The sequence below is a fragment of the Vibrio hippocampi genome, assembly GCF_921292975.1.
Lineage (GTDB): Bacteria > Pseudomonadota > Gammaproteobacteria > Enterobacterales > Vibrionaceae > Vibrio > Vibrio hippocampi.
Genome location: NZ_CAKLCM010000003.1, coordinates 1,197,302 through 1,223,835, shown reverse-complemented (window position 1 = coordinate 1,223,835; position 26,534 = coordinate 1,197,302). Strand labels below are relative to the sequence as shown.

General features: G+C 44.2%; 22 protein-coding genes. 15 read left to right on the top strand and 7 right to left on the bottom strand.

Annotation, left to right across the window (positions count from 1 at the left end; translation table 11 throughout):
• Window positions 1-359 precede the first annotated feature (359 nt).
• On the top strand, window positions 360-1,553 hold the full coding sequence (locus tag L9Q39_RS18445) for an acetate/propionate family kinase (RefSeq protein ID WP_237486550.1): 1,194 nt from the start codon (window positions 360-362) through the stop codon (window positions 1,551-1,553).
• Between the two features lie 168 nt (window positions 1,554-1,721).
• Here the strand turns inward: L9Q39_RS18445 and L9Q39_RS18440 are convergent, their stop codons facing one another.
• The 5 genes from L9Q39_RS18440 to L9Q39_RS18420 all read right to left on the bottom strand — a co-directional run bounded on the left by L9Q39_RS18440 (window position 1,722) and on the right by L9Q39_RS18420 (window position 5,937).
• The gene (locus L9Q39_RS18440; protein ID WP_237486549.1) at window positions 1,722-2,228 is read right to left on the bottom strand and encodes a nucleoside deaminase; all 507 of its coding nucleotides are present in this window, start codon (window positions 2,226-2,228) and stop codon (window positions 1,722-1,724) included.
• A gap of 77 nt (window positions 2,229-2,305) precedes the next feature.
• A complete protein-coding gene (locus L9Q39_RS18435) occupies window positions 2,306-3,283 on the bottom strand; it encodes an isopenicillin N synthase family dioxygenase (protein WP_237486548.1) in 978 nt (325 codons plus the stop codon).
• An 84-nt stretch (window positions 3,284-3,367) separates the two neighbouring features.
• The gene (locus L9Q39_RS18430; RefSeq protein WP_237486547.1) at window positions 3,368-4,123 is read right to left on the bottom strand and encodes an ABC transporter permease; all 756 of its coding nucleotides are present in this window, start codon (window positions 4,121-4,123) and stop codon (window positions 3,368-3,370) included.
• A gap of 9 nt (window positions 4,124-4,132) precedes the next feature.
• Window positions 4,133-4,951, bottom strand: coding sequence for an ABC transporter ATP-binding protein (locus L9Q39_RS18425; RefSeq protein ID WP_237486546.1), 819 nt, complete (start codon window positions 4,949-4,951; stop codon window positions 4,133-4,135).
• Entirely contained in the window at window positions 4,951-5,937 is a 987-nt protein-coding gene (locus L9Q39_RS18420; RefSeq protein ID WP_237486545.1) for an ABC transporter substrate-binding protein, read from the bottom strand. Before L9Q39_RS18420 ends, L9Q39_RS18425 begins: the two co-directional genes overlap by 1 nt.
• 494 nt (window positions 5,938-6,431) lie before the next feature.
• Here L9Q39_RS18420 and L9Q39_RS18415 point away from each other — a divergent pair, with 494 nt between their 5' ends.
• From L9Q39_RS18415 to L9Q39_RS18400, 4 genes are all read left to right on the top strand, one after another.
• On the top strand, window positions 6,432-7,778 hold the full coding sequence (locus L9Q39_RS18415; RefSeq protein WP_237486544.1) for an amidohydrolase family protein: 1,347 nt from the start codon (window positions 6,432-6,434) through the stop codon (window positions 7,776-7,778).
• A 73-nt stretch (window positions 7,779-7,851) separates the two neighbouring features.
• Window positions 7,852-8,823, top strand: coding sequence for an isopenicillin N synthase family dioxygenase (locus L9Q39_RS18410; RefSeq protein WP_237486543.1), 972 nt, complete (start codon window positions 7,852-7,854; stop codon window positions 8,821-8,823).
• 131 nt (window positions 8,824-8,954) lie between these two features.
• Entirely contained in the window at window positions 8,955-9,914 is a 960-nt protein-coding gene (locus tag L9Q39_RS18405; RefSeq protein WP_237486542.1) for a transposase, read from the top strand.
• A 291-nt stretch (window positions 9,915-10,205) separates the two neighbouring features.
• Complete coding sequence (locus tag L9Q39_RS18400; protein WP_237486541.1) at window positions 10,206-11,189, top strand: hypothetical protein; 984 nt, start codon at window positions 10,206-10,208, stop codon at window positions 11,187-11,189.
• A 107-nt stretch (window positions 11,190-11,296) separates the two neighbouring features.
• Here L9Q39_RS18400 and L9Q39_RS18395 read toward each other — a convergent pair whose 3' ends face one another.
• Complete coding sequence (locus L9Q39_RS18395) at window positions 11,297-12,457, bottom strand: sensor domain-containing diguanylate cyclase (protein WP_237486540.1); 1,161 nt, start codon at window positions 12,455-12,457, stop codon at window positions 11,297-11,299.
• Window positions 12,458-12,777: 320 nt separating this feature from the next.
• Between L9Q39_RS18395 and L9Q39_RS18390 the strand changes: the two genes are divergently transcribed.
• The gene (locus L9Q39_RS18390) at window positions 12,778-14,328 is read left to right on the top strand and encodes an arylsulfatase (RefSeq protein ID WP_435532851.1); all 1,551 of its coding nucleotides are present in this window, start codon (window positions 12,778-12,780) and stop codon (window positions 14,326-14,328) included.
• 946 nt (window positions 14,329-15,274) lie between these two features.
• On the opposite strand, the gene L9Q39_RS18385 is transcribed toward L9Q39_RS18390, so the two are convergent.
• On the bottom strand, window positions 15,275-16,180 hold the full coding sequence (locus L9Q39_RS18385; protein WP_237486539.1) for a DMT family transporter: 906 nt from the start codon (window positions 16,178-16,180) through the stop codon (window positions 15,275-15,277).
• Between the two features lie 173 nt (window positions 16,181-16,353).
• Between L9Q39_RS18385 and L9Q39_RS18380 the strand changes: the two genes are divergently transcribed.
• The 9 genes from L9Q39_RS18380 (at window position 16,354) to L9Q39_RS18340 (ending at window position 26,434) form a co-directional block, all read left to right on the top strand.
• Window positions 16,354-17,262, top strand: a complete 909-nt coding sequence (locus tag L9Q39_RS18380) for a helix-turn-helix domain-containing protein (protein ID WP_237486538.1) — start codon at window positions 16,354-16,356, stop codon at window positions 17,260-17,262.
• Between the two features lie 1,207 nt (window positions 17,263-18,469).
• The gene (locus tag L9Q39_RS18375; RefSeq protein WP_237486537.1) at window positions 18,470-19,000 is read left to right on the top strand and encodes a fimbrial protein; all 531 of its coding nucleotides are present in this window, start codon (window positions 18,470-18,472) and stop codon (window positions 18,998-19,000) included.
• An 81-nt stretch (window positions 19,001-19,081) separates the two neighbouring features.
• Complete coding sequence (locus L9Q39_RS18370; RefSeq protein ID WP_354004660.1) at window positions 19,082-21,478, top strand: fimbria/pilus outer membrane usher protein; 2,397 nt, start codon at window positions 19,082-19,084, stop codon at window positions 21,476-21,478.
• On the top strand, window positions 21,471-22,202 hold the full coding sequence (locus L9Q39_RS18365; RefSeq protein WP_237486535.1) for a fimbria/pilus periplasmic chaperone: 732 nt from the start codon (window positions 21,471-21,473) through the stop codon (window positions 22,200-22,202). The genes L9Q39_RS18370 and L9Q39_RS18365 overlap by 8 nt, the downstream gene beginning before the upstream one ends.
• 11 nt (window positions 22,203-22,213) lie before the next feature.
• Window positions 22,214-22,696, top strand: coding sequence for a hypothetical protein (locus L9Q39_RS18360; RefSeq protein ID WP_237486534.1), 483 nt, complete (start codon window positions 22,214-22,216; stop codon window positions 22,694-22,696).
• Window positions 22,697-22,711: 15 nt separating this feature from the next.
• A complete protein-coding gene (locus tag L9Q39_RS18355) occupies window positions 22,712-23,302 on the top strand; it encodes an outer membrane beta-barrel protein (protein ID WP_237486533.1) in 591 nt (196 codons plus the stop codon).
• A gap of 17 nt (window positions 23,303-23,319) precedes the next feature.
• Window positions 23,320-24,318 carry a hypothetical protein gene (locus L9Q39_RS18350; protein WP_237486532.1) on the top strand — a complete coding sequence of 333 codons (999 nt, stop codon included), beginning with the start codon at window positions 23,320-23,322 and terminating at the stop codon, window positions 24,316-24,318.
• 218 nt (window positions 24,319-24,536) lie between these two features.
• Entirely contained in the window at window positions 24,537-25,802 is a 1,266-nt protein-coding gene (locus L9Q39_RS18345; protein ID WP_237486531.1) for a DEAD/DEAH box helicase, read from the top strand.
• Window positions 25,803-26,062: 260 nt separating this feature from the next.
• Window positions 26,063-26,434, top strand: a complete 372-nt coding sequence (locus L9Q39_RS18340) for a c-type cytochrome (RefSeq protein WP_237486530.1) — start codon at window positions 26,063-26,065, stop codon at window positions 26,432-26,434.
• Window positions 26,435-26,534: the final 100 nt, after the last annotated feature.

The window sequence follows — 26,534 nt, the reverse complement described above, 5'->3', positions numbered from 1 at the left end:
GACTAATTCGCATTAGCGAGCTTTAATCAAACAACCCGCTTTAATCAAATAAAGCGTTAACAAGATAAATAGTAAAAACCGAGCTTAGGCTCGGTTTTTTTCTGCATGACCGTTATCAAACGGTCATCTCTGCGCAGCTACTCTCATCAGTGGTTGCTTAGCTTCTTGGTTGCTTTAGTTGCTTGGCTGATTAATTTTCAATGTCGAAAAAAAACATATGTTGATTTTGGTCAAGAAAAAATGGCGCCTAATGGCATATTTTTTTAAAAGAAAGTTGAAAGATTTCAAAAAAATTTTAATAATAATACAAATACACAGGAAGTCGTTTCCATCCATGCACAGCAACAGGATCATGTCCCATGTCTAATTCGTTTGTTCTCGTGATTAACTCAGGTAGCTCATCTCTTAAGTTTGCCGTTATCGATTCACAAAATGGTGAAGCAGTTTTAACAGGCCTTGGTGAGTGCTTCGGTCTACCAGAGTCTCGTATGAGCTGGAAATTTAATGGTGAGAAAACAGAAATCGCGATTGAAGGTGCTGATAGCCACCACAAAATCGCGATTGGTAAGCTTGTTGGTCTTACTGAAGAGCTTGGCTTACAACAAGATATCGTTGCTGTTGGTCACCGTATCGTTCACGGTGGCGAGAAATTCACGACGACAGTACGCATCGATGAAGCAGTGACTGCAGAAATCGAAAAACTGTCTGACCTTGCACCACTTCACAACCCAGCAGGTGCTATCGGTATCCGCGCTGCGATGGAAGCGTTCCCATCACTGCCTCAATTCGCAGTATTTGATACCGCCTTCCACCAAACAATGCCAGAGAAAGCATTCACAGGTGCAATCTCTAACGAGCTATATAAAGAATATGGTATTCGTCGTTACGGTTTTCACGGTACTAGCCACTACTTCGTTAGCCGCGAAGCTGCAAAGATGCTAGGTAAATCAATTGATGAATCAAGCTACATCTCTGTACACCTTGGTAATGGCGCATCGGTATGTGCAATTCGCAACGGTGTCAGTGTTGATACTTCTATGGGCTTTACACCGCTTGCTGGTCTTATGATGGGTACACGTTCTGGTGACCTTGACCCAGGCGTCATCGAGTTCTTAATGAAGAAAGGTTGGAGCCCAGAGCGAGTCTTTGACACGCTCAACAAGAAGTCTGGTTTCCTTGGTGTATCCGGTCTAACTTCAGACGCGCGTGGCATCCTAGAAGCAATGCAAGAGGGTCACGAAGGCGCTCGTCTAGCATTCGAGGTATTCACATACCGTGTTGCTAAATACATCGGTTCTTACATGATTCCTCTTTCTCAACTTGATGCAATCATCTTTACCGGTGGTATCGGTGAGAACTCACTAGACATCCGTCGTGAAGTGCTAAACAACCTATCACTACTTGGTTTCGTTGAAGATGCAGCAGGCAACGCTGATGCACGTTTCGGCGCTGCGGGTATTATCGGTAAATCTGAAATGCTTGGCGCTGTGGCGATGGTTATCCCAACCAATGAAGAGTTCGTTATCGCGCAGCAGTCGGTTGAACTACTGTAATCGACGTTAACATCAAATAGTAAAAGCGAGCTTAGTGCTCGCTTTTTTTTTGGTTTTAATACTGGGTCGTTTAGCGCTGACTAATGTCCTTTTTATAAGGACAGGCAGTATAATGGACTTCTAATATGCCTGTCCCTGGTATTTTCCTTTCCTGTCCTTTGTCTTTAGTTAAATGGCTTCGGCTTCCTGTGATATTTGGCACCAGAAGTCCAGATGAACCTTGGCAGCTTCTTCTTCTAATAATGGACCGATAACTTCAACCTCTCTTTGTCCTGACTCGAATACGGTCCGACAAGGTAAATCTAGAGTAGGATTCTCAGGGTGATTACCTGTGATCTGCTTTAACCTATGCTCGGAACAGGCGTAAACGACTCTTCCTAACCCTGCCCAATATGCTGAACCAGCGCACATGCAGCAAGGCTCAGCAGATACATACATAGTGCATTCAGATAGAAAATCAGGTCGCCATGTTTTGCTAGCACGAGTCATTAATACACGCTCAGCGTGACCAGTCATATCATGATCTGGCTGATAAGCATTAACTTGCTCCATTAGCACGTTACCGTTTTTATCAGCCAGTATTGCTGCAAACGGGTGGATCCCCTGAGCGGCGACTTCTTCAGAAATGGCGATCGTTTTGCGTAACATCTCTAGGTCTAGTGGGGTGACGTTCATAAATAATCCTTATTATTGGCTTTGTAAATCAGAGTATTTGTTAACTTTCATTCCACAAATACACTCAAAAGTACTGATCAGAAATTTGCGCTCAACCTATGCTGCAGATACTCTGCCGCAGTCATAGGTTTATATTTACCCAATTTGCCTTGAATGAGCTGGTCTGCATTTGCTTGGCAGAAGAAAGCCATGCTGTATCTTGCTTTGTGGGAGCCAGCGGTTTGAGGCATTTGCACACGATGAAGCGTCGATTTAAGCTGGTCATCACTCCAACGCATCAACATATCGCCAATATTGCAGGTGATGACCTCTTCTGTCGCAGGAACGTCTGTCCAAGTTTGTTCGTCTTGCGCATCTTTACCTGGGCAAGCTTGCAGTCCACCTTCACCGTTTCTCTGAAAAACCATCGTTAAGCAATCAAAATCTGTGTGGGCACCAGCACGCCACATTCCAGGTTTTGGTATGTAGCTTTCTTCTAGTGGTAAATAGTGCAATAGGCGTAGAGTGGATTGATAGTGCTTAGAGTTGCGGTCATGTGCTTGAGTAAAAAAGTCCTTTTCCATTCCAAGTTGTTCAGCAAAACATGACAGAATAGACATTCCGAGTTTCCAAGCTTGATATTCAAGTTGTAAAACATCTGACTGGAAGCTAGGAAGTATTAAGCGATCAGGCCACAGATTGGTCATTCTTGGTAGCGTGACTTGATAAGACTCTTTTTGATCGGCTGTGCCTGTGGAAGGACGAATTTGGTTTTTATACTCCCAGCCTGCATTTTGTCCTTCTAACAGTGCGATGTTTCCCTTTTCTTGCGTGGACAAAGAAAAAAAACGCTTAGATTGGTTGAAAACTCGGTTAATAAGTTCAAGTGGTATTGAGTGGTGACTGACCTGAAAAAAGCCTACCTTGGTGGCGGCTTGCCACAAGGCTTGCTTGATCTCTTCCCTGCGGTTTTCAAAATCGGATAGGTCGATGACTGGGATTGCTCGCTGATTATCGATGCTCCCTTCACGACCTATGATGGATTCAAGGTTTAGTTCATCCAATGCGTATGTCATATTATCTCCATTAAATTTAAGTAATGGAGCAATGCCAATCGTAAGGATTTGCCGCTTCTACTCCTTGAATATTTGATCTTATTTTTACTTGTCTAAGCTCCAGCTAAAAAAGCTTTTTTGAATCAGTTTGATGCTATGGAACAAGGCTAAACTGATTCCTGAAAGGACAACTAAGGAAGCGAATGCTTGTGGAATGTTGAAGAAAGAAGTCGAAAACTGGATGAAGTATCCAAGTCCTTCTTCTGCTGCAACAAATTCCGCAATCACTGCACCGATAATGGCAAGTGTGATTGCCACTTTAAGACCGCTAAAAATGTAAGGGATGGCATAAGGCAATCTTATTTGCCAAATCTCTCGATTCGGCTTTGCTCTTAACGATTTAGAAAGTTCAATCAACTCTTTCGGTGTCGCTTGCATCCCAGTCGTTGCCGCTACGACCAGTGGAAAGAAAGTAATTAAGAATGTGATGGCGAGTCTTGGCGCGTCACCTGTACCTAAAATTACAATCAATAAAGGCGCGATAGCGACAACAGGTGTCGATTGAATGACGACCAACATAGGGTAGATGGTTTTGTTTAGATACTCAGACCGAACCATAGCAACAGCAATTGGAATGCTGACCACTACAGAGAGCATAAACCCGGCAATGGCAATATAGAGGGTAGCCCATAGATGACTTAACCAACGTCCAGCATCCACTGCGGCAAAGGCTTCTACAATGTCGGATGGTGCAGGAAGTAGGTAGGATGGAATCGAACCAATAAAACAGATCAACTCCCACAAAGGTAAAATCATAGCCAGCGTAAGTACGGGTAAATATCGTTTATATGCTTGTGTCATATTCACCTCTTAAGCGACGGTTTTGAGCACAGTTTTACCGGAAGGTTTATCAACTGCTTTGGATTGAGGTTTGTAAATATATTTGCGTATACGGGCGGTATAATCGGCAAACTCAGGTTGTTGAATAGTTTCAATGTTTCGTGGTCTGGGCAACTCAATGTCCATTTCTTCCGCAATTGAGCCCGGTCTTTCACTCATAACCAGAACTTTATCGGCGAGCAATACAGCCTCAGAAATTGAGTGGGTTATGAATAGGACGGTTTTAGGCTTTTCTTGCCAAATTCGTTGTAACTCAAACCCCATCTCTTCTCGAGTTAGAGCATCGAGCGCCGAAAACGGTTCATCCATGATAAGAATCTCAGGGTCGAGTAACAACGCTCTGGCAATGCCGATTCGTTGTTGCATACCGCCAGATAACTCATCCGGTCGTTGTGATAAAAAATCCTCCAGTCCCACCATGTTGATGAGTTCTTTGGCTCTTTGTTTGTCCTTTTCTCCAACGAAATTAAATTTATGCTTCAGTGGAAATAGCACGTTATCCAAAATGCTTAACCACGGTAACAAGGTTGGTTTTTGAAACACTATCCCGATATCGTCTCTCGGTTCAGTAATTTGCTGACCAAAGGCTGAGACTTCACCTTCTGTGGCAGGAATCAGACCTGACAACAATCTAAGAAGCGTTGATTTGCCGCAGCCGGACGGACCGACTACTGCAATAAACTGATTTCTTTCAATAGCAAAGTTGACATCTTTTAGCGCAGGAACCGGTTTTCCTTGGTCGGTCACATAGGTATGTGATACTTCCTTAAATTCAACAAATGCAGCCATTATTCCATCTCCGGTAAAAATGCGCGGTTTAGAGCGTCTTCAGGGTCAAAGCTCGCTTCATCTATGCCTTGTGCTGCTGATGTCCATTTCCATGTTGATGCTAGATGTTTTGAATCAAATTGACCCAAAGTAGAGGCTTCACTTATTGGGTTGTAAACTAAACCATGAATAGAAGTAATGGTATCGGTCGCTACTTTTACGTCCACTTCAGGCACAATTTTGTGGATAGATTCTGCGCTTGCAACAGGGTTAGCCCAGGTATATGCAACAGCTTCCTCGAAGGCTTTGATAAAGCGTTTTGCTACATCAGGACGTTCAGCTAAAAAGCGATCACTGGCAAGTAGCGAAGTAGAGTATTGCTCTAGACCAACTTCGTGCCATGGCATGACTTTTAGCGATTTACCGGCTTGTTTCGCTTGGCTTTTAAGTGCCTCTGTACTCGTGACCCATGAGATTAAAACATCGGTATTTCCGGTTGCTAGCATTGGACCTAAAGCACCAGGGTCAGCTTTAGTCAACTTAATGTCGTCTTCAGTTAATCCGCTTTGGTTTAACACTATTGGAAGGTAGAGATTCGATGAGGTGAAAGGTGAGGTTGCGACACGCTTTCCTTTAATGTCTTCCATTGAGTTGATCGTTCCATCATCCACGACAAAAAATGCATGAGGTGCTTGGCTAAATACCGAATAGACAGCTGATACTGGCACATCGTTGCTAGCTTTAGCGACAAGCAAAGCTGAGATATCAGCCGAACCAACGTCAGAAATACCCGTAGCGAGTTTTGTGATTGCTTCTGTTGAGCCTCTACCTTGGTTGATACTGACTTCTAGATCGTATTTAGCGAAGATCCCTTTATCAATACCAACATAAACAGGGGCTTTGTCTCCACCAGGTAACCAATCAAGTTGGAATTTTACCTTGTCGGCTGCGAGAGTGGTGAAGCTAAGAGTGGTTAGAAGTAATGTTGAGCTGAGCGTTTTAAGCATACTAGATCCTTTTCGATGTTTACGAGCAATGTCTCTATCTGCCGTGGTGACTAGATAAACGCTTCTACTCTTGCTAATGACTTTACGTGTCGGTTTTTCTTATAGTCTGAATTTTCTTTTCGTTAATCTTGTGCAAATCACTAACGCAAATCGCATGCCAGAAATGTAACACTTTTGTTGCATTTTAGGGCGTGTCTGGTATGGCTTGAATCTTTAAAGAGGTTAGTGAATCAAATTTGGCTGATAGATTAAGCGACATCTGATTCATGGTGGGGAAGTGATGCACGGAAATTGTGCATTAGTTGCTTGATTGTTAACTTGATGTTTATGTGTTTATTTATTCGTGTTGCAAGGGAGGTTGGGTGTATGGCTAAGGGTAATGATAATTAACATGATGGCGTGTTTTTTGCTGCATACTAATTGAAACCATAATTTAGGAGTAGAAGCGGTCAGGATTTTTCCGGGACATTGCTCATCATGTTAAGGAGTAATTGATGGGATACGTTATAAAAAATTCTGAGGGTATTCTGAAAGCAGCGGGTACTTTTAAGGGCGATGTTAGAATTCGTGAAGGCATCATCGCCGAGATTGGGTACGATTTACCGTTACAAGGTGACGAACTGATAGACGCACGAGGCTGCGTTATATATCCCGGTATGGTTAATACCCACCATCACTTGGCACAATCTGTTTTAAAAGGAATTCCTGACGGGTTAAATAAAGGGCTTGGCGAATGGTTGGCCGCAGTACCGTATCGCTTTTGGCCAAAAATCTCACCGAGATTAACGTACCTTGCTGCCAAGCTAGGGCTATATGAACTCCAATTCTCCGGTGCAACGACCTGCGCCGATCATCACTATCTCTATCATTATCAATCTAGTCCTGAGGTTGAAGAAGCGGTGTGGCGTGCTGCTCGAAATATGGGGATGCGATTTGTACTGTGTCGAGGAAGTGCCACTAGCATAGGTAGCCATAAAGGCGTGCAAAGTATGCAACTCAAACCAGAAACACCTGAGTTGGTAATGCAAAGGATGGAGCACAGCTTAAACTTTCACGATAACGCTCCTTTGTCGATGAGCCGAGTCTGTATGGCACCGACAAGCCTGATTCATTCCTGCGAAGCGGGGCACTTAAAGGAATTCGCTAAATTTGCTCGTCAGCATCAGCTAAAAATGCACTCTCACTTATTAGAAGTGAGTGACGACGAGCAGCAAGCTCAAAGCAAGTATGGTATGAGCGCCATGGAATACGCTGCGAGCTGCGATTGGGTGGGCGAGGATGTGTGGTTTGCACATATGGTACATACGGACAAACCGGCGAGACAACTCCTTTCTGATTCACACACTTCGATTTCACACTGTCCCACATCAAATTGCAGACTGGGAAGTGGAATTGCTTCGGCATTAGACATGGATTCAATTGGCATCAACGTGACCATGGGGGTAGATGGCTCTGCCTCTGCTGAGTCTGGCTCCATGCTGCAAGAGCTTAATCTAGCTTGGCTACTGCATCGCTCTCAGCATGGCGCAGATTCGATAAAGCTCAATCAAGTCATGGGCTGGGGCACAAAAAATGGTGCCGATTTGTTGGGTTTCAAAAGTGGTCAAATAGCAGTCGGGTATGCGGCTGACTTAGTTCTATATCGTATCGACTCACCCCGAATGGCAATGGTTCATTCTCCAGAGTTTGCGCCAATTCTTTGCGGAGAACCCGCGATCGTTGAGTATAGTTTCATTCAAGGACGTCCAGTTATCGCAAAGCAAGAAAGTACCGTTGTAGACATTCATCAACTTGTCGCTGAACTACGCCACGAGATGGCACTTTTAATGGCGAATGTTTAGTGATTAACAGATAACAGTCATTAAAGAAACAGATGTAAGTACCATTCATCAATGGACTCGTGTAGGAAAAAATATGAACGCAAATTTACCCATAATAGATATATCAGCACTTGCAAATCCAGATACTAATCAATGGAATGATGTCATCGAGGCTATTGACAAGGCCTGCCGTGATACTGGATTCTTTTATGTCACAGGTCACGGTATTCCGGAACAGCAGTTTTCTAGCGTTGAAGCGATGGCCAGTCAGTTCTTTGCACTAAGCGAACAAGAAAAACAGAAGATAAATATCCAACATTCTGGTAATCACAGAGGGTGGGGACAAGTGAGTGCAGAACAACTTGACCCAAACGGACCTAAAGACTTTAAAGAGACCTTTGACATGGCACTCGATCTTAGCCCTTTTCATCCTCAAGTTGGTCGCTGCCCCGATCTTTATGGACCAAATCAATACCCCAACCTTGAAGGATTTGTCCCTTTGGTTCAGCAACATTATGAGCTGACCATGCAGGTCGGTCTAAGAATCCTTAAAGCTATGGCTATTGCATTGAAACAGCCGGAAAACTTCTTTACACAAAGCTTTAACTATCCTGTTAGCGTATTGCGTTTCATTCATTATCCACCTCAAGAAAAAATGAGTAATGGGGCAGGGGCACACACAGATTATGGTTGCATTACCTTGCTCTACCAAGACCAAACGGGTGGTCTTCAAGTGCAAGGTATGGATGGCGAATGGGTTGATGCCCTACCTGTTGAAAATAGCTTCGTGGTCAATATTGGGGATTTGATGCAGCGATGGACAAACGATCGTTATAAATCTACGGCACATCGTGTGATGAGTCCCACTCAAGGCGTAACGCGATTCTCAATGCCATTTTTTGTAGAGCCAGACTTCGATACTCTGGTCGAAACCCTAGATTCTTGTTTAGTGCCTGGGGAACAAACTCAGTACCCACCAATAACGGCAGGAGATTGGATTCTATCGCGATTTTCTGACACTTATGAATACCGCAGTCCAGAGTCTGAAAGTGAGTCTTTTTTGTAAGGACAGGCAATCTATGAAAACGGCTGAGTCATTGCATAAAACTTCAAACTCACTCGTAAAATTCTGTGGTGATTCAGCTTTCTATCAAGCGGTAGGCTATATTGGTGAAAATTCCACCGTCGGAGCCCATCATGACCCAAGCCAGAAGTCAGCAAGTGTGTTTAGAGGCCACACCGTACTATCACTGCGTCTCCCGCTGTGTTCGCCGTACATTTCTGTGTGGTTATGATGAACAATCACAAACAAGTTATGAGCATCGACGGGGCTGGATACAGTCCAGAATCAAACAACTAAGCCAAGTTTTCTGTATCGACATCTGTGCCTATGCGGTGATGAGTAATCACTATCATGTGGTAGTACATATCAATCAACAGCAAGCGGAAGCATTGTCGGACTTTGATGTGATCGAGCGGTGGAGTCAGCTTCATACAAAACCCGTGCTAATACAGCGTTTGCTTTCAAACCAGATAAAAAGTGTTGCCGAGTTAAACGCAGCCCATGAAATCGTGGAGCAGTGGCGAGAGCGCTTATACAGCCTTAGTTGGTTTATGCGCGAGCTGAACTTCGACATTGCGATGAAGGCAAACCGAGAGGAGGACTGCACAGGGCACTTCTGGGAAAGTCGCTACAAAAGTCAGGCGCTATTAGATGAAAAAGCGCTGCTTGCCGCCATGGCTTATACCGACTTGAATCCCATTCGAGCAGGCATGGCTAAAAAGTCAGAAACATCAGACTACACTTCTGTTCAAGACCGCCTCAAGGCTCTAAATCGTGGGCAACCCACCGCTCCGTGTCTTCACCCATTTATTGGAAACTCAACCCATGAAACGTTCGCTGGGATCCCTTTCAGACTGATGGATTATCTTGAACTTGTCGACTGGACTGGACGAGAATTTAGACAAGGAAGAGCGAGCATTAATGCCGAATTACCGCCACTTCTGGAAAGGCTAAACCTGACTCAGCAAGAGTGGCTCAAAGTGTGTACCCAACTAGAAAGACAGCGGGCAACCTTAGTCGGCAGCAAAGCCAGCTTTCCATTAGCAATAGCGAAGATGCAACGGCAGCGGATGTGTGGCTACTCGCTTGGATAATGTAACGTCATTGATAAACCCTCTAACTGGCATCAGCAACGAAAGCTGAGCTTTCGTGTGGCTGTCATTTTAGTATTCCGTTATTTTCGCTTCAATCGCACTCAAAGCACCCTACGCTAAAACCTAAGGGGAGCAGGGATGACGTTGCTGTAAAACTTACTTTTTACTATGCCTGTCCTTTCTAAAACCATGTCCTTTCTAAAACCACTTCCTAAAACCATTCTGGTTGCACTATATCGGTTTAATGCTACCGTTAAGTTTAACCGCCTTCTCGCAAAGGACATCAAGTTAATGCTCTCCAACAAAAATCAGATAATTACCCTTGCATCGCTTATTCTACTCACCGCAGGGTGCACGCCAACGACGGAATCAGGCTCAAGTAGTCGTATCAGTGATTACCGTGGTTCTGCCAGTATTACTCAAGGTTTGGCTAAAACCTTAGAATCCAACCTCTTCACCTGCGAAAATGGGCGCAGTCGAGTAGCAGGTGTGGGGGAAATTGCAGACTCGCAAGGAAAGGTCTGGACGGTGCCTGCCGATAATCACTTTACCACCGCGCCAAAAGCGGTCGACCTATATGAAGAATGTGCCAATATCACGCCCCAAAGTATTGCTGATATCGATCAAGCCTCGATCCCTGTTGCGGTGATTGATGCTGATGGGGAAGAAATTACCGGCTACATTTTCGCTGATAACTACTTTGAGCTTTACATCAATGGCACACTCGTTGCGGTAGACACCGTACCATTCACGCCATTTAACTCGAGTATCGTCAAGTTTAAAGTCAGCAAGCCGTACACGATTGCGGTAAAAGTTATCGATTGGGAAGAAAACCTTGGCTTGGGCACAGAAGATAATCGAGGCAAGGCTTATCATCCGGGAGATGGTGGTTTTATCGCCAGTTTTAGTGATGGCACCGTGACCGGTTCTGACTGGCAAGCTCAAACGTTTTATACCTCACCCATTTATGATCTCACTTGTCTAAGTGAAGTGGATGGTCAGCGTTTATCAGAAACGTGTACCACAGAAGGGACGGACGATGGCGGTAATGCTTACGCTGCTCATTGGCAGACGCCAAACAATTGGATGAATCCTGACTTTGATTCCACCTCTTGGCCCCAAGCCTCGCAATATTCAGAAGATGAAATCGGCGTGAACAACAAAAAATCCTACATGAACTTTATTGATAAATTCAGTGGCGCGGGAGCCAGCTTTATATGGTCAACGAATGTGGTGCTAGATAATGAAGTGTTACTGAGATACGAAGTAAAGTAAGCGTCCGCTAAGCGGATGCGAGCAATTCAAACAGCCATGCCTTTAATAGTGCATGGCTGTTTTTTTGAAGTGGATAGCGGTTAACGATGATTGCTGATGAGCTAATGCTAATGAGCACAGCACATGTTTCTGCCAGCCTTTTTTGATTGATAAAGCGCAAGATCAGCTCTTTGATAGATTTGTTCAATCGTGGTGTCACTCTGTTTAAATTGACTGATACCAATACTGAAAGACGCACTGATGTCGGAAGGCACGGATAAGATAAGCTTGTTTAGTCGTTTAGCAAAAGCGAGTGAACCAGCAGGCGAGCTTTTGTAAATAATGCCAAACTCGTCGCCACCAATGCGTCCGAATACATCCGTTTTCCTCAGCTTTGCCTGACACAATTGAGCAATGCTTTGGATGACCTTATCACCAGCTTGATGTCCATACTTATCATTGATTTGCTTAAAATTATCAATATCCAACAGAAGAAAGTTGACGTTATCGCCATACCGTTGGAAGTTATAGAAGGCTAGCTCCATGCAATGAAAAAATTTCCGGCGATTGAATGCATTGGACAGAGGGTCGATTTCCGCCTGAAAAATTAACTTTTGCTCTAATTGGTAGCGTTCGGTGATATTTCGCGCCACCCACACCACCGCTCGTTCACCATATCGTAAAGACTTTAGAGGACTGAGACGCCCCTCAAATCGCAACTCTCCGGCAGGACCCGAACTTGGGTTAATATTTTCAACATCATCCGCTGACAGTGAGTATTCAAACACCATTAACTTATCCGCTAACAGTGTTTCCTTGATCTTCTGGATAAACCACGCCGCTTTTTGAATGGGGAGTACATCAAATAGGCTGAGATTTTCCAAAAAAGCCCCATCGTGATATTGATCAGAGCTGTGCCCCCCTAAAATTGCGACATAACGCCCCGACTCAGTGAGAACAAAAACCAGATCAGGTAACGACGTCATAATCGCCTCATATTCTTCAAATTTACTTTCTTCCATAAAAGCCAATCTCGCAATAAAAACTACACTATTAACCATAGCAGTAGTGTGGTTATTTTCATGGTTAATTGGTTTAGAAGTGTCATAAATACAGTAAAACAGCGGGGTAGAGTTTGTCGAAGCAACACTTGGTGGAAAGACTTGGAAATAAGGACAGGCATAATAGAAAGCAGTTCTATTATGCCTGTCCTTTTTGCACTCCATCGCCGCCGCAGAAGCGGCCGTTAGTCCAAGACCAAGTGCGATTCTATTAAACTGATTCGTCATATTGACTCCATCATCTAACTAATTGGATTTAAAAGATTATCGGTGTCAATTTAATAGTAAAAACGCAAGAAATCGTCTTATAGGCACTATAAACAAGGGTTGTAGTTGACGTTAAACTATTGTTATTTCAACGCGTTATCCTAGTTTGTTTGCGAAAGCTGAAAGTTTATTAACAGCAAGACTAAAGCGACCTAAGTGTTCAACTTCACACTATTGAACAATTAAAAAAACGCTGCAAAACACGGCATATGCTTGGCGTGGTCTTGAGTTAGCGACTATAAGTTAAAGGCAAGCAACATCCAATCAACTTAGAGGTTTACATGACTATGGAAAGAAACTTTAAGTGGAGTCTAGGAGTTTTGGCTACCGCGATATGCGCCGTGTCTAGCACGGTGTATGCAGAAGAAACCAAACCGAATATTTTGGTTATTTGGGGGGATGACATAGGACAATCCAATGTCAGTGCTTATACCTTTGGTTTGATGGGTTATAAGACACCGAATATTGATTCAATCGCCAGTGAAGGCATGATGTTTACCGATTATTATGGTGAACAATCGTGTACTGCAGGGCGTTCAACATTTATTACCGGTCAGAGTGTGTTGAGAACCGGCTTAAGTAAAGTAGGTTTACCGGGTGCTGACTTAGGTTTGCAAGCGGAAGATGCCACCATCGCCGAACTGCTTAAGCCTCACGGTTACATGACGGGGCAATTTGGTAAAAACCACTTGGGCGATAAAGATGAATTTTTGCCAAGCAACCACGGCTTTGATGAGTTCTTCGGTAATCTCTATCACCTCAATGCAGAAGAAGAACCAGAAAACGTTGATTACCCGAAAGATCCCGAGTTTCGTAAAAAGTTTGGTCCTCGTGGGGTGATCAAATCATCGGCGGATGGCAAGATCGAAGATACTGGTCCTTTAACGCGTAAGCGTATGGAAACTGTGGATGAAGAAACGCTATCGGCGGCGCTCGACTTTATGGATCGCGCGGTAGAAGCGAAAAAACCTTTCTTCGTTTGGTGGAACGCCACTCGAATGCACTTCCGAACCCATGTTAAGCCAGAGCAACAAGGACAGTCTAATGTCAGTTTCTATGCTGACGCGATGATAGAGCATGACAATCATGTGGGCGAGTTGCTGAAAAAAGTCGACGACTTGGGCATCAAAGATAACACCATGGTCTTCTATTCCACCGACAACGGTCCTCATATGAATACTTGGCCGGATGCCGGCTTAACGCCATTCCGTGGTGAGAAAAACACCAACTGGGAAGGGGCGTATCGCGTGCCAGCGATGGTGCGTTGGCCAGGCAAAATCGAAGCAGGATCGGTATCAAACGATATTATGCACCACATGGATTGGATGCCGACTTTCCTCGCCGCCGCGGGTGATCCGGACGTCAAAGATAAACTGTTGAAAGGCATGACCGCGGGCGATAAGTCGTTCAAAGTTCACCTTGATGGTTATAACTTCCTACCGTATCTCACCGGAGAAAGCGATAAAGCCCCTCGCGAGGAGATCTTCTACTTCTCTGATGACGGTGATTTAACCGCGCTGAGATACAACAACTGGAAGGTCGTGTTTATGGAGCAGCGTGTAGAGGGGACATTGCAGATCTGGGCAGAACCGTTTGTCACATTGCGTTTGCCTAAGCTGTTTAACCTGCGAATGGACCCATATGAAGTCGCTGACGTAACCTCGAACACCTATTATGACTGGTTAATTGACCACGCTTATATGTTTGTACCCGCACAAGCCTACGTTGGAAAGTATCTTGAAACTTTCCAAGAGTTTCCTCCGCGACAAAAAGCCGCGAGCTTCAACCTTGATGAAGTGATGGAAAAACTGCAAACACCAGCGAACAAATAACTCGTTACTTTACCTGCAACGTTAAAGAAAAGTAGTTAAAAGGGTCAGGCTAATGTCTGCCCCTTTTTGCGCTTTATAGAACGTAGTCGGGACAGGCACTTTTAATTCTTTTAACTCTCAACCACTCCGCCATTCCTTAACCACTGCGCCATTCCTCAACCATACCGTCATTCCTTCGCAGGAAGGAATCTACTACCAGCAAGCGCCCCCCGTAAGTAGACCCCTTCCTTAGAAGGGGAGACGTCGCAGGAGTGTCATTCCTCAACCACACCGTCATTCCTTCGCAGGAAGAAATCTACTACCAGCAAGCGCCGCCCGTAAGTAGACCCCTTCCTCCGAAGGGGAGACGTTGCAGGAGTGTCATTCCTCAATCACACCGTCATTCCTTCGCAGGAGTGTCATTCCTCAACCACACCGTCATTCCTTCGCAGGAGTGTCATTCCTCAACCACACCGTCATTCCTTCGCAGGAGTGTCATTCCTCAACCACACCGTCATTCCTTCGCAGGAAGGAATCTACTACCAGCAAGCGCCGCCCGCAAGTAGACCCCTTCCTCCGAAGGGGAGACGTCGCAGGAGTGTCATTCCTCAACCACACCGTCATTCCTTCGCAGGAGTGTCATTCCTCAACCACACCGTCATTCCTTCGCAGGAAGGAATCTACTACCAGCAAGCGCCGCCCGCAAGTAGACCCCTTCCTCCGAAGGGGAGACGTCGCAGGAGTGTCATTCCTCAACCACACCGTCATTCCTTCGCAGGAAGGAATCTACTACCAGCAAGCGCCACCCTTGAGTAGACCCCTTCCTTCGAAGGGGAGACGTTGTAGGGAGTGTCATTTCTTGTTCGTTGTTGGCGTTGTACTGTTGGTGTACTGCTGTTGGGACAGGCACTTTTAACTTGGGCATTTTTACCTCTTATAAGAAACCCATAGTATTAGGAAAAAATGGCTAACTGGCACGAGTCGAATATAAATACCGCTTTAATGGTTCAGGTATCCCAAAAACTCGCAGGTTTCCTGTAATAACGAGAATGACACCCAGCATTGAAAACCCTGTCCATTGATAACCTTCAAACAGTGTGGACAGTGACAATGCAACTAAAGGAAAAAGGACCGTGCAGTAAGCGGCTTTTGCAGCCCCAATCCGACCGACAAGTGCAAGGTAGGTGTTGAATCCAATAACCGATCCTATTATTGCGAGATAAAACAAGGCTGAAAGGTAGGTTGGAGTCATAGTCACGGCTAACGACATCCCCGATACCAAAGCGATAACAACAAGATAGATTGAACCGTACCCCATCGCCCAAGCGGTAGTGGGGAGAAGCGGCATTCCCTTGCTTTGGGCTCTGGCAGAGACCAAATTTCCGATAGAAAAGAAAAAAGTGCCAAGCATGCTGAGTAACAGCCCGTACAAAATGTTCAAATCCATTTCTGCGCCCATAAATTGTGATGCAAAGAGGAAAACCACGCCAATAAATCCAATAAGTGCGCCTTGAAGAAAAATCATTGTGGGACGGCGTTTTTCTATAACCCACAGATTAAGCGCATTTAGCATTGGAGCAAGCGAGAATACAACGGCATTCAAACCACTAGGAAGGTATTGAGTGGCTATATAGAAGCATAGAAAATTATTGGAAAACAGGCAGAGACCGAGTAAAGCGGCTATTTTATGATTTTCTGTGGAAAGTTGGAGCTGGGATTTTCTAGCCAATAATAAGGCAAACAAAATCACAGAGGCGAGTGCAAATCGCCATGCAATCGAGACAACAACAGGCGTATCACCGAGTTGATAGGCAATCGCAAGCCATGTTGAACCCCATATAAGCACCGTTGTTGTATATAAAACACTCGTCATTAACTTGTCTTCTTATGCATTTCTGAAAGATGTGCTCAGATTAACGCTTGTCGCTTCTATCAAGCGTTCAAATTGTTGTGGAATTTATAGATTCTTGCGGTTTTTATTCCGAAATGTATTCATGATTGACGAAATACCCGTATATTTAACAGATAAGCGATTGAGGAGCATGGATGAGCACAGGAATACTTAAAGGGATGAAAAACAAACGTGTATTTAATGTTTTAGCTGATAACACCGCGCAGCTACACAATGAACTTTGGCTGAACAACGGTATGGGCTCTGCGGTTTGGAGCAATTGTCATGGAAGCGCATTTTATGATACGCCGAGTCACCATACGCTAAGTTTTTATCTAAAAGGCGGTCAAAGTACTCAACGGTTGATGAATTCAGGTAACGTACATGGCGGTGAGAACAAGCTGTGCCTAATGCCGCAAGGTCATCGCTCTGAATGGGCTTTCTCTACACCGTTTCGCTTTTTCCATTTCTATTTTGAACAAGAGCATCTACAGGACTTTGCCGCACAAGTGTTTGATAAAGAGGGTCGCCATATAGAGTTGAAAGAGAAAACATATGTCGACGATAAATTTGTCAACCAGTTAATTCGTGAAACAATATTAAAGCTCGACTGGAATGAGGCGACGGACAAACTAATGATATCGCACTCACAGCAGTTACTATTGCTGCACTTGATCCGTCAGCATTGCCATAATGCGCCACAAACGGTGATCAGTTCAGGTGGCTTGTCGACAATTAACCAGCGACGTGTACAAGACTACATTCAAGCAAATCTTTCAACTGCGTTTACAATCGGTGATTTAGCCGCGCTGACACATTTAAGTGACTTTCATTTTGCACGAATGTTTAAAGTAAGTTTTGGCTGTTCACCACACCAATATGTTCTTTCTCAGCGAGTTGATCTGGCGAGGCAATTGCTGTCTAGCGGTGACATGACGCTGGCGAACATCGCTCTCGCATGTGGTTTTTCTTCGCAACAACATCTTTCACAGCAATTTAAACACCGTATCGGTGTTTCACCAGCCCTGTTCCGAAGGGAGTTTCGTAATGGTGCGCAATCGTAATTATTGATGACAGATTGCGTTATAACGCAGTCGGACGCGTAGTAGCGTAATCGGGATATAATCGGGACAGGCACTTTTAATTATCGGGACAGGCACTTTTAACACTCAACCACACCGCCATTCCTCAACCACATCGCCATTCCTCACCATACCATCATTCCTTCGCAGGAAGGAATCCACTACCAGCAAGCGCCACCCGTAAGTAGCCCCCTTCCTTCGAAGGGGCGACGTAGCAGGGAGCGCCATTCCTTCGCAGGAAGGAATCCACATCAAGCGAGTACCATCCATAGCTACCGCCTTAACCTCAACGAACGTGCGGTCTATTTATAAAACTCATTAATAATACTTCGTAACAATTGCTAATAAATTAATCGGGTATCTTTATTTTCTGCACTAAGATTCATGATGACGAATATATAAATCTTAAGGCTAATCATAGGTTTTGACGTTTTGTATATAATAGTTACAAAATTAAAGTTGCTAAGTGATGTCAAATTAAGCTTACCAAGATAAACAAAGCAACACGCCTCTGATTGTAAAAAGCATTGTTTATTCCATTTTAATTTCCAGTAAAAAACAGGACGTTAATAAAGTATCGAATATGAGTCGTTTGAGTCACTAATTTATCATTTACACAAAACGAACACTTTCAACTGTTCAGTAATTTTTAGAACGGTTGAGAGACCCCCAATCGTACACCCATCTCAATCGTAACCCTTATGCCTAACCCTTAGGGAGCAAGGATTGGCGGGCATTGCCCTTAGCTGTTTCTTGACGGCAAAGAAATAAAATAACTAAAAACAATTGATCTTAATAAGTTTTTTTAGCAAATGTTCTCGCCCAATAACGACCTATTTATACCTATTATAGGTCATTGAATATAATCACTTAATTCATGCTTAAATATACCAATATTATGATGAAAATAGATTGCATTGTCGGAACGTTATTGTTTTTTGTAGGACAATTCTGTTATTGATGCTTAGGCCTAGTCTATTGTTTTCTACCATGGCAGAATCACCTCGTTGTTTAGGGATTATTCAATAACAACGGCTTATTTAATTGACGGTTTCATTTTGAATAAATTTAAAATCGTCAATGCTAAAAATTTACTTTTAACATTAGTCACAATCCAAAGGGACTCCATGATTTAATTTATGGATCTATTTAATTGTTAATTTACTTCGTCAGAAAATAAGGAAGATTTATGAGTTTTTCTAAAAAAGCAGTTGCAATTGCATGTGGTTCACTATTAATGGGCGCACAGGCTTTTGCTTCAACAGGTACTGTAACTTTCACTGGTGCTGTAACAAGTGTTACGTGTGATACATCAGTAGTCGATGGTGCAGGCGTTGCAATCCCAAGTAATATCATTGATCTAGGTACTTCGGCTGTTAGTTCAACCGCTCCAGTGGTTGACTTCTATATCGTTTCAGAAGCTGTTGGTGGCGGTGCGTGTGCGGTTACTGGTAACTCTGAGACTGTTTGGTCAAGCCCAACAATGCTGGCGGGTTCAATCGCAAACAATGGTGGCTCTGCAACAGATGCAACGATGACACTGGTATCAAAATCAGCTACAAACGGTGACGTTAACATCAGCACGACAACTGCAAAGGCAGATTTTACCAATACTGAAACCTTAGCAGCAGGCGGTATGCACTATGAGGCTCAGCTTGTCGGTGGCACCGTTCCAGGTAACTTCAATACGACTGGCACTTACAACGTTGCTTACTTCTAAGTAAATAAGCCTCCTTACGCCTCCACTTTTTGAATACATGCGTTCGTTTCCTTATCGAAAAGTGGGGGCGCTTTTTTTTATATGTTGCTCGGGTTTTTAATTATGCATCACAACTTGCTTCGTTGTTCGGTTTGTTTGTTATGTTTAAACTTTGTCGTTTACAACGATGCAAACGCAACCGATGACGTATTCGCCTTTAACACCGACTTTCTTCATGGGGTAAATTCTAATCCCAAGGTTTTTCGTAGCCAAAGTGGGATCGTGGAAGGTCGTTATCAGACGCTTGTCTCTTTTAATGGTCGTCAAATAGGACGCAAAGTCCTCGAAATTACAGCAGAAGAGGAAGCTAGGGATTCACTCTGTCTTGCGGTAGGTTTGCTTGATTCTGTTTCGGTGAACTTTAATCAGGAATTTTATGACCTTGCGTTAACCGACAATGCGTGTTTAGACCTAACCAAAATTGAGTTCGCAGACCTAAAGTTTGATTTATCCAAGCCATCGCTTGATATCGCCATTCCTCAAAAGTACATCAAAGCCAATGACGCTCGTATTGACGCGGCTGACGGAATTAATGGCATCAAAGCGGGGTACAACGTCTCCGCTTCGACGGGCACTAATGTCGATGAATCAATGTTTAGTTCTGTGAACGCACAAATAAACCTATGGGGTTGGCAAGCACATACCGATATTGCTTCTAACTGGTCGTCAGGACAATCGTTCGAAAGCAATGTGTCTAACTTGTATTTGACCAAAGCCTTACCTCAGATCCGATCGAATTTGGTGATTGGTAAAGGCAATGCCAACGGGCGTTTTGTTGAAGGATTTTCATTCGGCGGGATCGGTCTTACGTCCAGTCGTCTAATGTCGAATGCACGCTCAAGTTACCTCCCAGATATTTCAGGGATAGCGAATTCCACCTCAAAAGTGACGGTCAGACAGAACGAGCGAGTGGTTTACTCGGAAGTGATTTCATCAGGTCCCTACAAAATAGATGGCTTTGATGTGTTTGGTTCGGGGGATTTGCGGGTCGAGATTGAAGACGCTAACGGAAATATCGAAGAAAAAGTCTACCCCCTGATCTCGGTCTCTTCCTTGTTAAGAGAAAACTATTCCGACTTTAGCTTAGCGGTGGGTAAAAGGCACTTAAGTGGCAAAATCGAGGGCATGTTTGATAGCGACAGAAACTTTATTTTTGCTGATGGTCGCTATGGCTATCAAAACTACACCTTAGGGGCAGGGCTTATACTCGACGATGATTACCAGAATCTTGGCATAGGTGGCAGTTTCTATTTAGGTCGCGCTGGCTCGCTGTCACTTAAAGGCGGTATGTCTATTGCCAACTATGATGATGGCAGTCGATTAACCGGAATGACCGCCAACGTGGAATATGGCTACCAACTGCTCGAGGATACCCACTTGCAGTTAGCCGCCTATCGCTATCGAGACAGTGACTACGTGCCATACAGCAGCTTTTATCCAGAAAATTACAGCGACACCCGACAACGCCAGAAGCACCGATTACAGCTTCTCATGAGTTCAAGATTTCAAGGTGCCAATATTAGTTTCTCGGGCTGGCAACAGACGTACTGGAACAATGACGACATCAGTACAGGTGGTTCGCTTTCTCTTAGCAAATCTTGGTGGAGAGGGTTAGGAAGCAGCTTATCAGTCAGCTATTCCAACCAAAATGGCACCAGTGATACCAGTTATGGGCTGTCATTGTCTTTACCATTGAATTATGGCGATCAGTATCACACGGTAACGACGTCCGCCTCGATTGGTAGCAACTCTGATTTAGCACTTTCAGCCTCGTCCGGTGGCAACATCAGTGACAAGGTGGGCTATAGCGTGAGCGTTGGCGATTATGGTGTCAATACCTCGTTAAGCTACCGACACAATAAAGCGAGTTTGAGCTCACGCATCAATTATCAGGATGGCGAGTCATTACTCTCGGTCGGGGCAAGTGGTGCGGTAGTTTGGACTCAACCCAGTGGTCTTCTCGCGTCAAATAATCGCAGCGGTACGGTGGCTTTGGTCAGCACACAAGGTATCGAAGGGATCAAGGTAAGGGGTGCTGAGAGTGACGCTAATGGCTATGCTTTGGTCAATGTCTCTCCGTATCAAAATAACGCATTGAGAGTGGATGTGAATACGGTACCGGTTTGGGCGGAAGTGGATACATCGGTGCAAAATGTCACGCCGGTAGAAGGGGCCATTGTCCATCAAATAATAAACAGTAGCAAAGTCTACAGCTACACTTTAAGTGTCAAGGACAAAGACGGAATCAGTCTAAAGACAGGTGAACTTGAGTCAAGTGGTCTCTATTTGGGCGCTATTGCTCCCAATGGAATGGCGACCATTTCATCGGTCAACCCAATAGAACGACTCTCTATTAATAGTGATAGTCATGAATGTGAAATATATATGCATGATGTACAAGCAAATAAAAAAATAATCTCTGAGGTGATTTGTGAATAGTTTATCAAAATTTGGCGTTGTGGTCGGATTGCTGATGCCCACGTTTTTTGCCAATAGCGCTTTGGTGTTACACGGCACCCGTTTTATTTATAAACAAGAAGCCAATGCCATTCCTGTGACGGTAGAGAACAATGCTAAAGAAAAATACGGCGCACAGTTTTGGATAGAAAACAGCGACGATACCCCGGATATTCCGTTTGCCGTCAATCCAAGCATGTTCACCGTTGACCCCAATAACGGTCGACATGTGGTGCAGGTTTCACAGATGCAAACGGACAGCCTTGCCACGGACAGAGAAAGTCTATTTACCATTAATCTGCAAGAAATACCGCCAACGCCGAAAAGCGATGGGCTGTCAAATAATCAGTTTGTGATGGCGACAAGAACCATTGTTAAGCTGTTATATCGACCAAGTGAGCTCGGGGTTGAAAGGCAGGATGCGGAAAGCAATATCAAATTATTGCGCAAAAACGGACAGGTTTACATGGAGAACCCGACGCCGTTTTATTTCGCCATTATCGCCATTAACGACGATAGAACATTAGTGAACGATAGTTTGACCACAATGACGCCGTTTTCTTCCGTACCTCTAAAGAGTCTCCGGACACAAGATACAAAACTCAGTTTTTCTTCGATAGATGATTACGGCGGCGTGAGACAGTATGACTGCGATATGCGTGCTACCGAAGGAAGTCAATGCACGTTTAGTGAAAGCAAGCGCTAAGGGAGTCATCTATGAATAAAATTCACGCACTCTTGGTGTTGATATTCAGCGTCTTGACTGTGCTTCCAGCCCGGGCTGCTGATTATGATGAGATTGAAGTTATTTTTACTGTTGAATATGTCCCGGTGACTTGTTTGATCACGGTGCCACCCGTATTTGACTTAGGTATGCTGGCGAGAGGAACAAGCGGGAGTGTCGGCAATGTCGCAGTAGATATTGATTGTGACCACATCGGTTATGCAACCGGGCTTACCGCTACGTCCACGGATTTAGTGGTCGGTGATGTGACGGCACTTGAGTTAAGAACCGATGCTGAGATGAATCTAAAATATGCTGGAGCGGCGGTGGATTTAGACGGTAGCGAGGAGTTTTGTATACAAGTCCATACTACCGCTAGTCGATCGTGCGTACTCGATGTTGTAACAACGATCGGGACCGGTGCAGATACAGGTTGGTTTAGTAAGCCCGTCGTGTTTACTTTAACTTACCCTTAAGTGAAGGAGTCAATCATGAAGCTATCTTTAGCGAACAACGTCGCGAGAGTTAACAACTTTGCGATAGTTAACAACTTTGCGATAGTTAACAACGCCATTATTGTTACCGTTGCTTGCCTCGCATTCACGACTCAAAGTGCCTACGCCGATGGATCGACTGGGCTGTATCTCGGTGGGCAGTTGGGGTATGGACAAGTCTTAGGTGAAGTCGATGACAATCATCGCTTAGTCGATAATAGCAATCACCTTACCCGAGGTTTGGTGCTTGGCTATCGCTATTCAGACTATTTTTCGACACAAGTTGAATACCAACATTTAGGTCACTCTGAACAGTTAAAGCATGATGGGCTAGTCGTGAGCGGATTGCTCACCTATCCGCCCACACCCCATTTAGATATCTCCCTAAAACTGGGTGTTTCGGATATTCGCCATGCAGCCTCGGGCAGAAATGACTTATCGCTTGTAATTGGTGGTGGTATTTACTATGGATTTACGGAGCAGTTTGCCGCTGGGTTAAATTATCAATATATTGATTTTGACTCTAATGCTGACGTACACGGGCACAGTGCGACTTATGTTGAACTTAAGTGGCTAATTTCAAAATAGTTAGGATGAAATTAATAATGAATAGAGTGAAAACCTTATTAACAAGTATGTTGGTTTTTTTTGTTACATTTTCTGTGCGTGCTGATATTGAGTTGACTGCTAATACCCATTATACTTTTTTTGAAAATAATGCATACAAAGATGTGTTATTCGTTGGTACTATGACCTCGAGTCGTGTTGGTCGCTATTTTTTTAATCAGTCAGCAGATTATATATATTATTTGGAACCTGTCGGTACTAGTCCTAGTACTTGCTCCTGGTCGTCATGCGGCAGCTATGTAGATTCTTCAGTCTTTCCGTTATTATCAAACCCGCTTTATACTCCGCTGTATACTGGACCCTATGTCGATGTAAATTTAATAGGTTCAAATGTAACATGGGACACTTATGTTATTAATGAATATGGAAATGAGGTTTTTAAAAATGGCACTAATCCGAGTGATTTGAATACTGCTAATTGTTATTTAGATACCGATGCTTTAAGGTGTGATAATAGCATATTGCCTGGAAGAAAAGTCGTTTTTCATGATGTAGTTAGCGAAATGTTGAAAGTTACTCAATCTCATTCTGGTTATTTATGCCCAGATCCCTATTATAGAGATGGGTCGGTAATGGCGCATTTATGTCTTGAGCTAAAATATTATAGACATTATAAAACAGTCACACTCATATCAGAACCAGTCATTGATTTCGGTAGGCTACCTCAATCTGGGACTAGTAGTAGCGTGGAAATACCGTATACAATAGAAGTCCTTTTTGATGGTGGTCATGCGCCAGTGTCAGATTACGCCGGGCTTATGTTTATAGATTACGAAATAATAGACCCCCCCACCTGTGCTGGTGCCTCTTTCAAATTATATCGTCCCGATGGTACTTTTTGGGATACCTATCCTAATGGAGACGAAGCGGACCTAAGTGAGGTCGTGAATGGCAACATCACCGCCCAGTGGGTCGCCGACGGCAGTTGTACGGGTACAGATCAAATAAATGTGCTGTTTTTTGCTGCCTTTCATTAATGACGAAGATCTACAATAAATCACAACGCGTTACTTAACCTTCGACACTTTAAATCATGGATTTCATTTTTTGAGCCAGCATTCGTTATGCTGGTTTTTTTTGTGTCTTAAAAAGCCAATCGTTGACGATTTTGCCAACAAACTTGATTTTACTAACGCCATTACCGCAAATAGACTAAGATACACGACCCTTATTTAGCCCAGAGCCATCACACGTCATGACTGATCACACACAGCCAGCAAAATTTGCCGACCTTGGTCTGATTCCAATCCTAGTTGAGCGACTAGAGGAATTGGAGTACACCCAACCAACGCCAATCCAATCTCACACTATTCCACATCTGCTTGAGGGACGTGATTTCGTGGGTGGGGCAAATACCGGCTCTGGTAAAACAGCCGCATTCGCGTTGCCAATCTTGCAAAAGATTTACCAGCAAGACAGTTACCTGCAAAAGAAAACAAACACACGTCGTGGCAACTTCGTTTCTCACCTGGTTTTAGTGCCTACGCGTGAATTAGCCTCTCAGGTGGCTTACAACATCAAATCTTACTCGTATCACCTAAGACATGAGATTAAAACTGTCGCGGTATTTGGTGGTGTTTCAGTTAACCCACAAATGCTAATGCTTCGCGGCGGTTGCGATATTGTGGTCGCCACCCCTGGTCGTCTGCTTGACCTCGTATCGAGCAATGCCATCAACCTAGAGCAAGTCAAAACCTTAGTGCTTGATGAAGCCGACCGCATGCTCAGTCTTGGCTTTGCCGAGGAGCTCAGCAAGATCCTAGCTCTATTGCCGGACAACAAACAGACGCTACTGTTCTCTGCCACGTTCCCTGAAAAAGTGACCACTCTGGCGCAAAACCTTCTTAATGATCCCGTTGAAGTACAGCTGCAAAGCGCTGAAGCCAGCACGCTGGTACAGCGTGTATTCAGTGTCAACAAGGGCGAGAAGACCGCTGTATTGGCACACCTCATTAAAGAGAACCAATGGCGACAAGCGCTGATCTTCGTTAATGCAAAAAATGCCTGTAACCACCTAGCGCAGAAGCTATCAAAGCGCGGTATCACGGCGGAAGTATTCCACGGTGATAAAGGGCAAGGCGCTCGTACTCGCGTGCTGGAGGGATTTAAATCTGGAGAAATTCACGTGTTGATCGCCACCGACATTGCCGCGCGTGGTCTGGATATTGAAAAGCTTCCTGTCGTCATCAACTTTGACTTACCTCGCAGCCCAGCGGACTATATGCACCGAATTGGACGTAGTGGTCGTGCGGGTGAGGTGGGTCTTGGATTGTCACTGATTGATTACGATGACTACCATCACTTTAAAGTGATCGAAAAGAAAAATAAATTCCGCCTAGAGCGCGAACAGGTGGCCGGTTTTGAAGTGGAAGACGATCAAAGTGAAGCGTACTTTGCACCAATGACACCACGCCCGAAACCAGAAGGGACGGGTAAAAAGAAGAAAAAGCGTCGTCAGTAGCTGAGGTGAGCACAATCGCAAGTCGATGTGTTAGGTCGCACCTCTAAAGAGCTCTTTGATATAAGCTCTTTGATTTAGGCTATCTGAATTTAGACTTATCTGAATTGAGGTAGCTGCAATATAGCCAAATCAATAAAAGAGGTGCCCTAACATTATGTGTGTCTCAAAGCCGCTGACCGACCAAGAATCTCTAGGAAACTTCACTATTTTTTCACTCTAATGCCTATATAAATACGGTTCAGAAAACTCCTGGAGGCAATATGAAAAAAATCATAATTTATACCGTCGGTCTAATCATTATCTCAGGGGCGAGCTTTTTCGGAGCTAAAGTGTATACAGATAGCGTGTACGGAGAACCGAACCTAGCATCAGGGCAGAAACTCTATAATACGAACTGCGCCGTTTGTCATGGTTCGAAAGGATTAGGAGATGGAGTCGCTTCAAACACGCTCGCAGTTCGTCCCGATAATATTTTTGAAGAACTAGTGAACCCATTTGGTTTTAAGTATGAACTGATCAGCTCTGTGCTAGATGGTGACAACGGGCAAGATGGCTTGATGCCCGCTTTTAAGGGCATACTAACCGAAAAAGAGGTCAATGACATACTCGAACACGTCCGCCATATAAATTAATACTCGCTCTAACGATAATTAGAGGCACTAAGGTACTGGTTTACAAGGCACTAGGAGAACTAGTGCCTAACGTTCACTTTCGCAACCCCCTCTTCTGGTG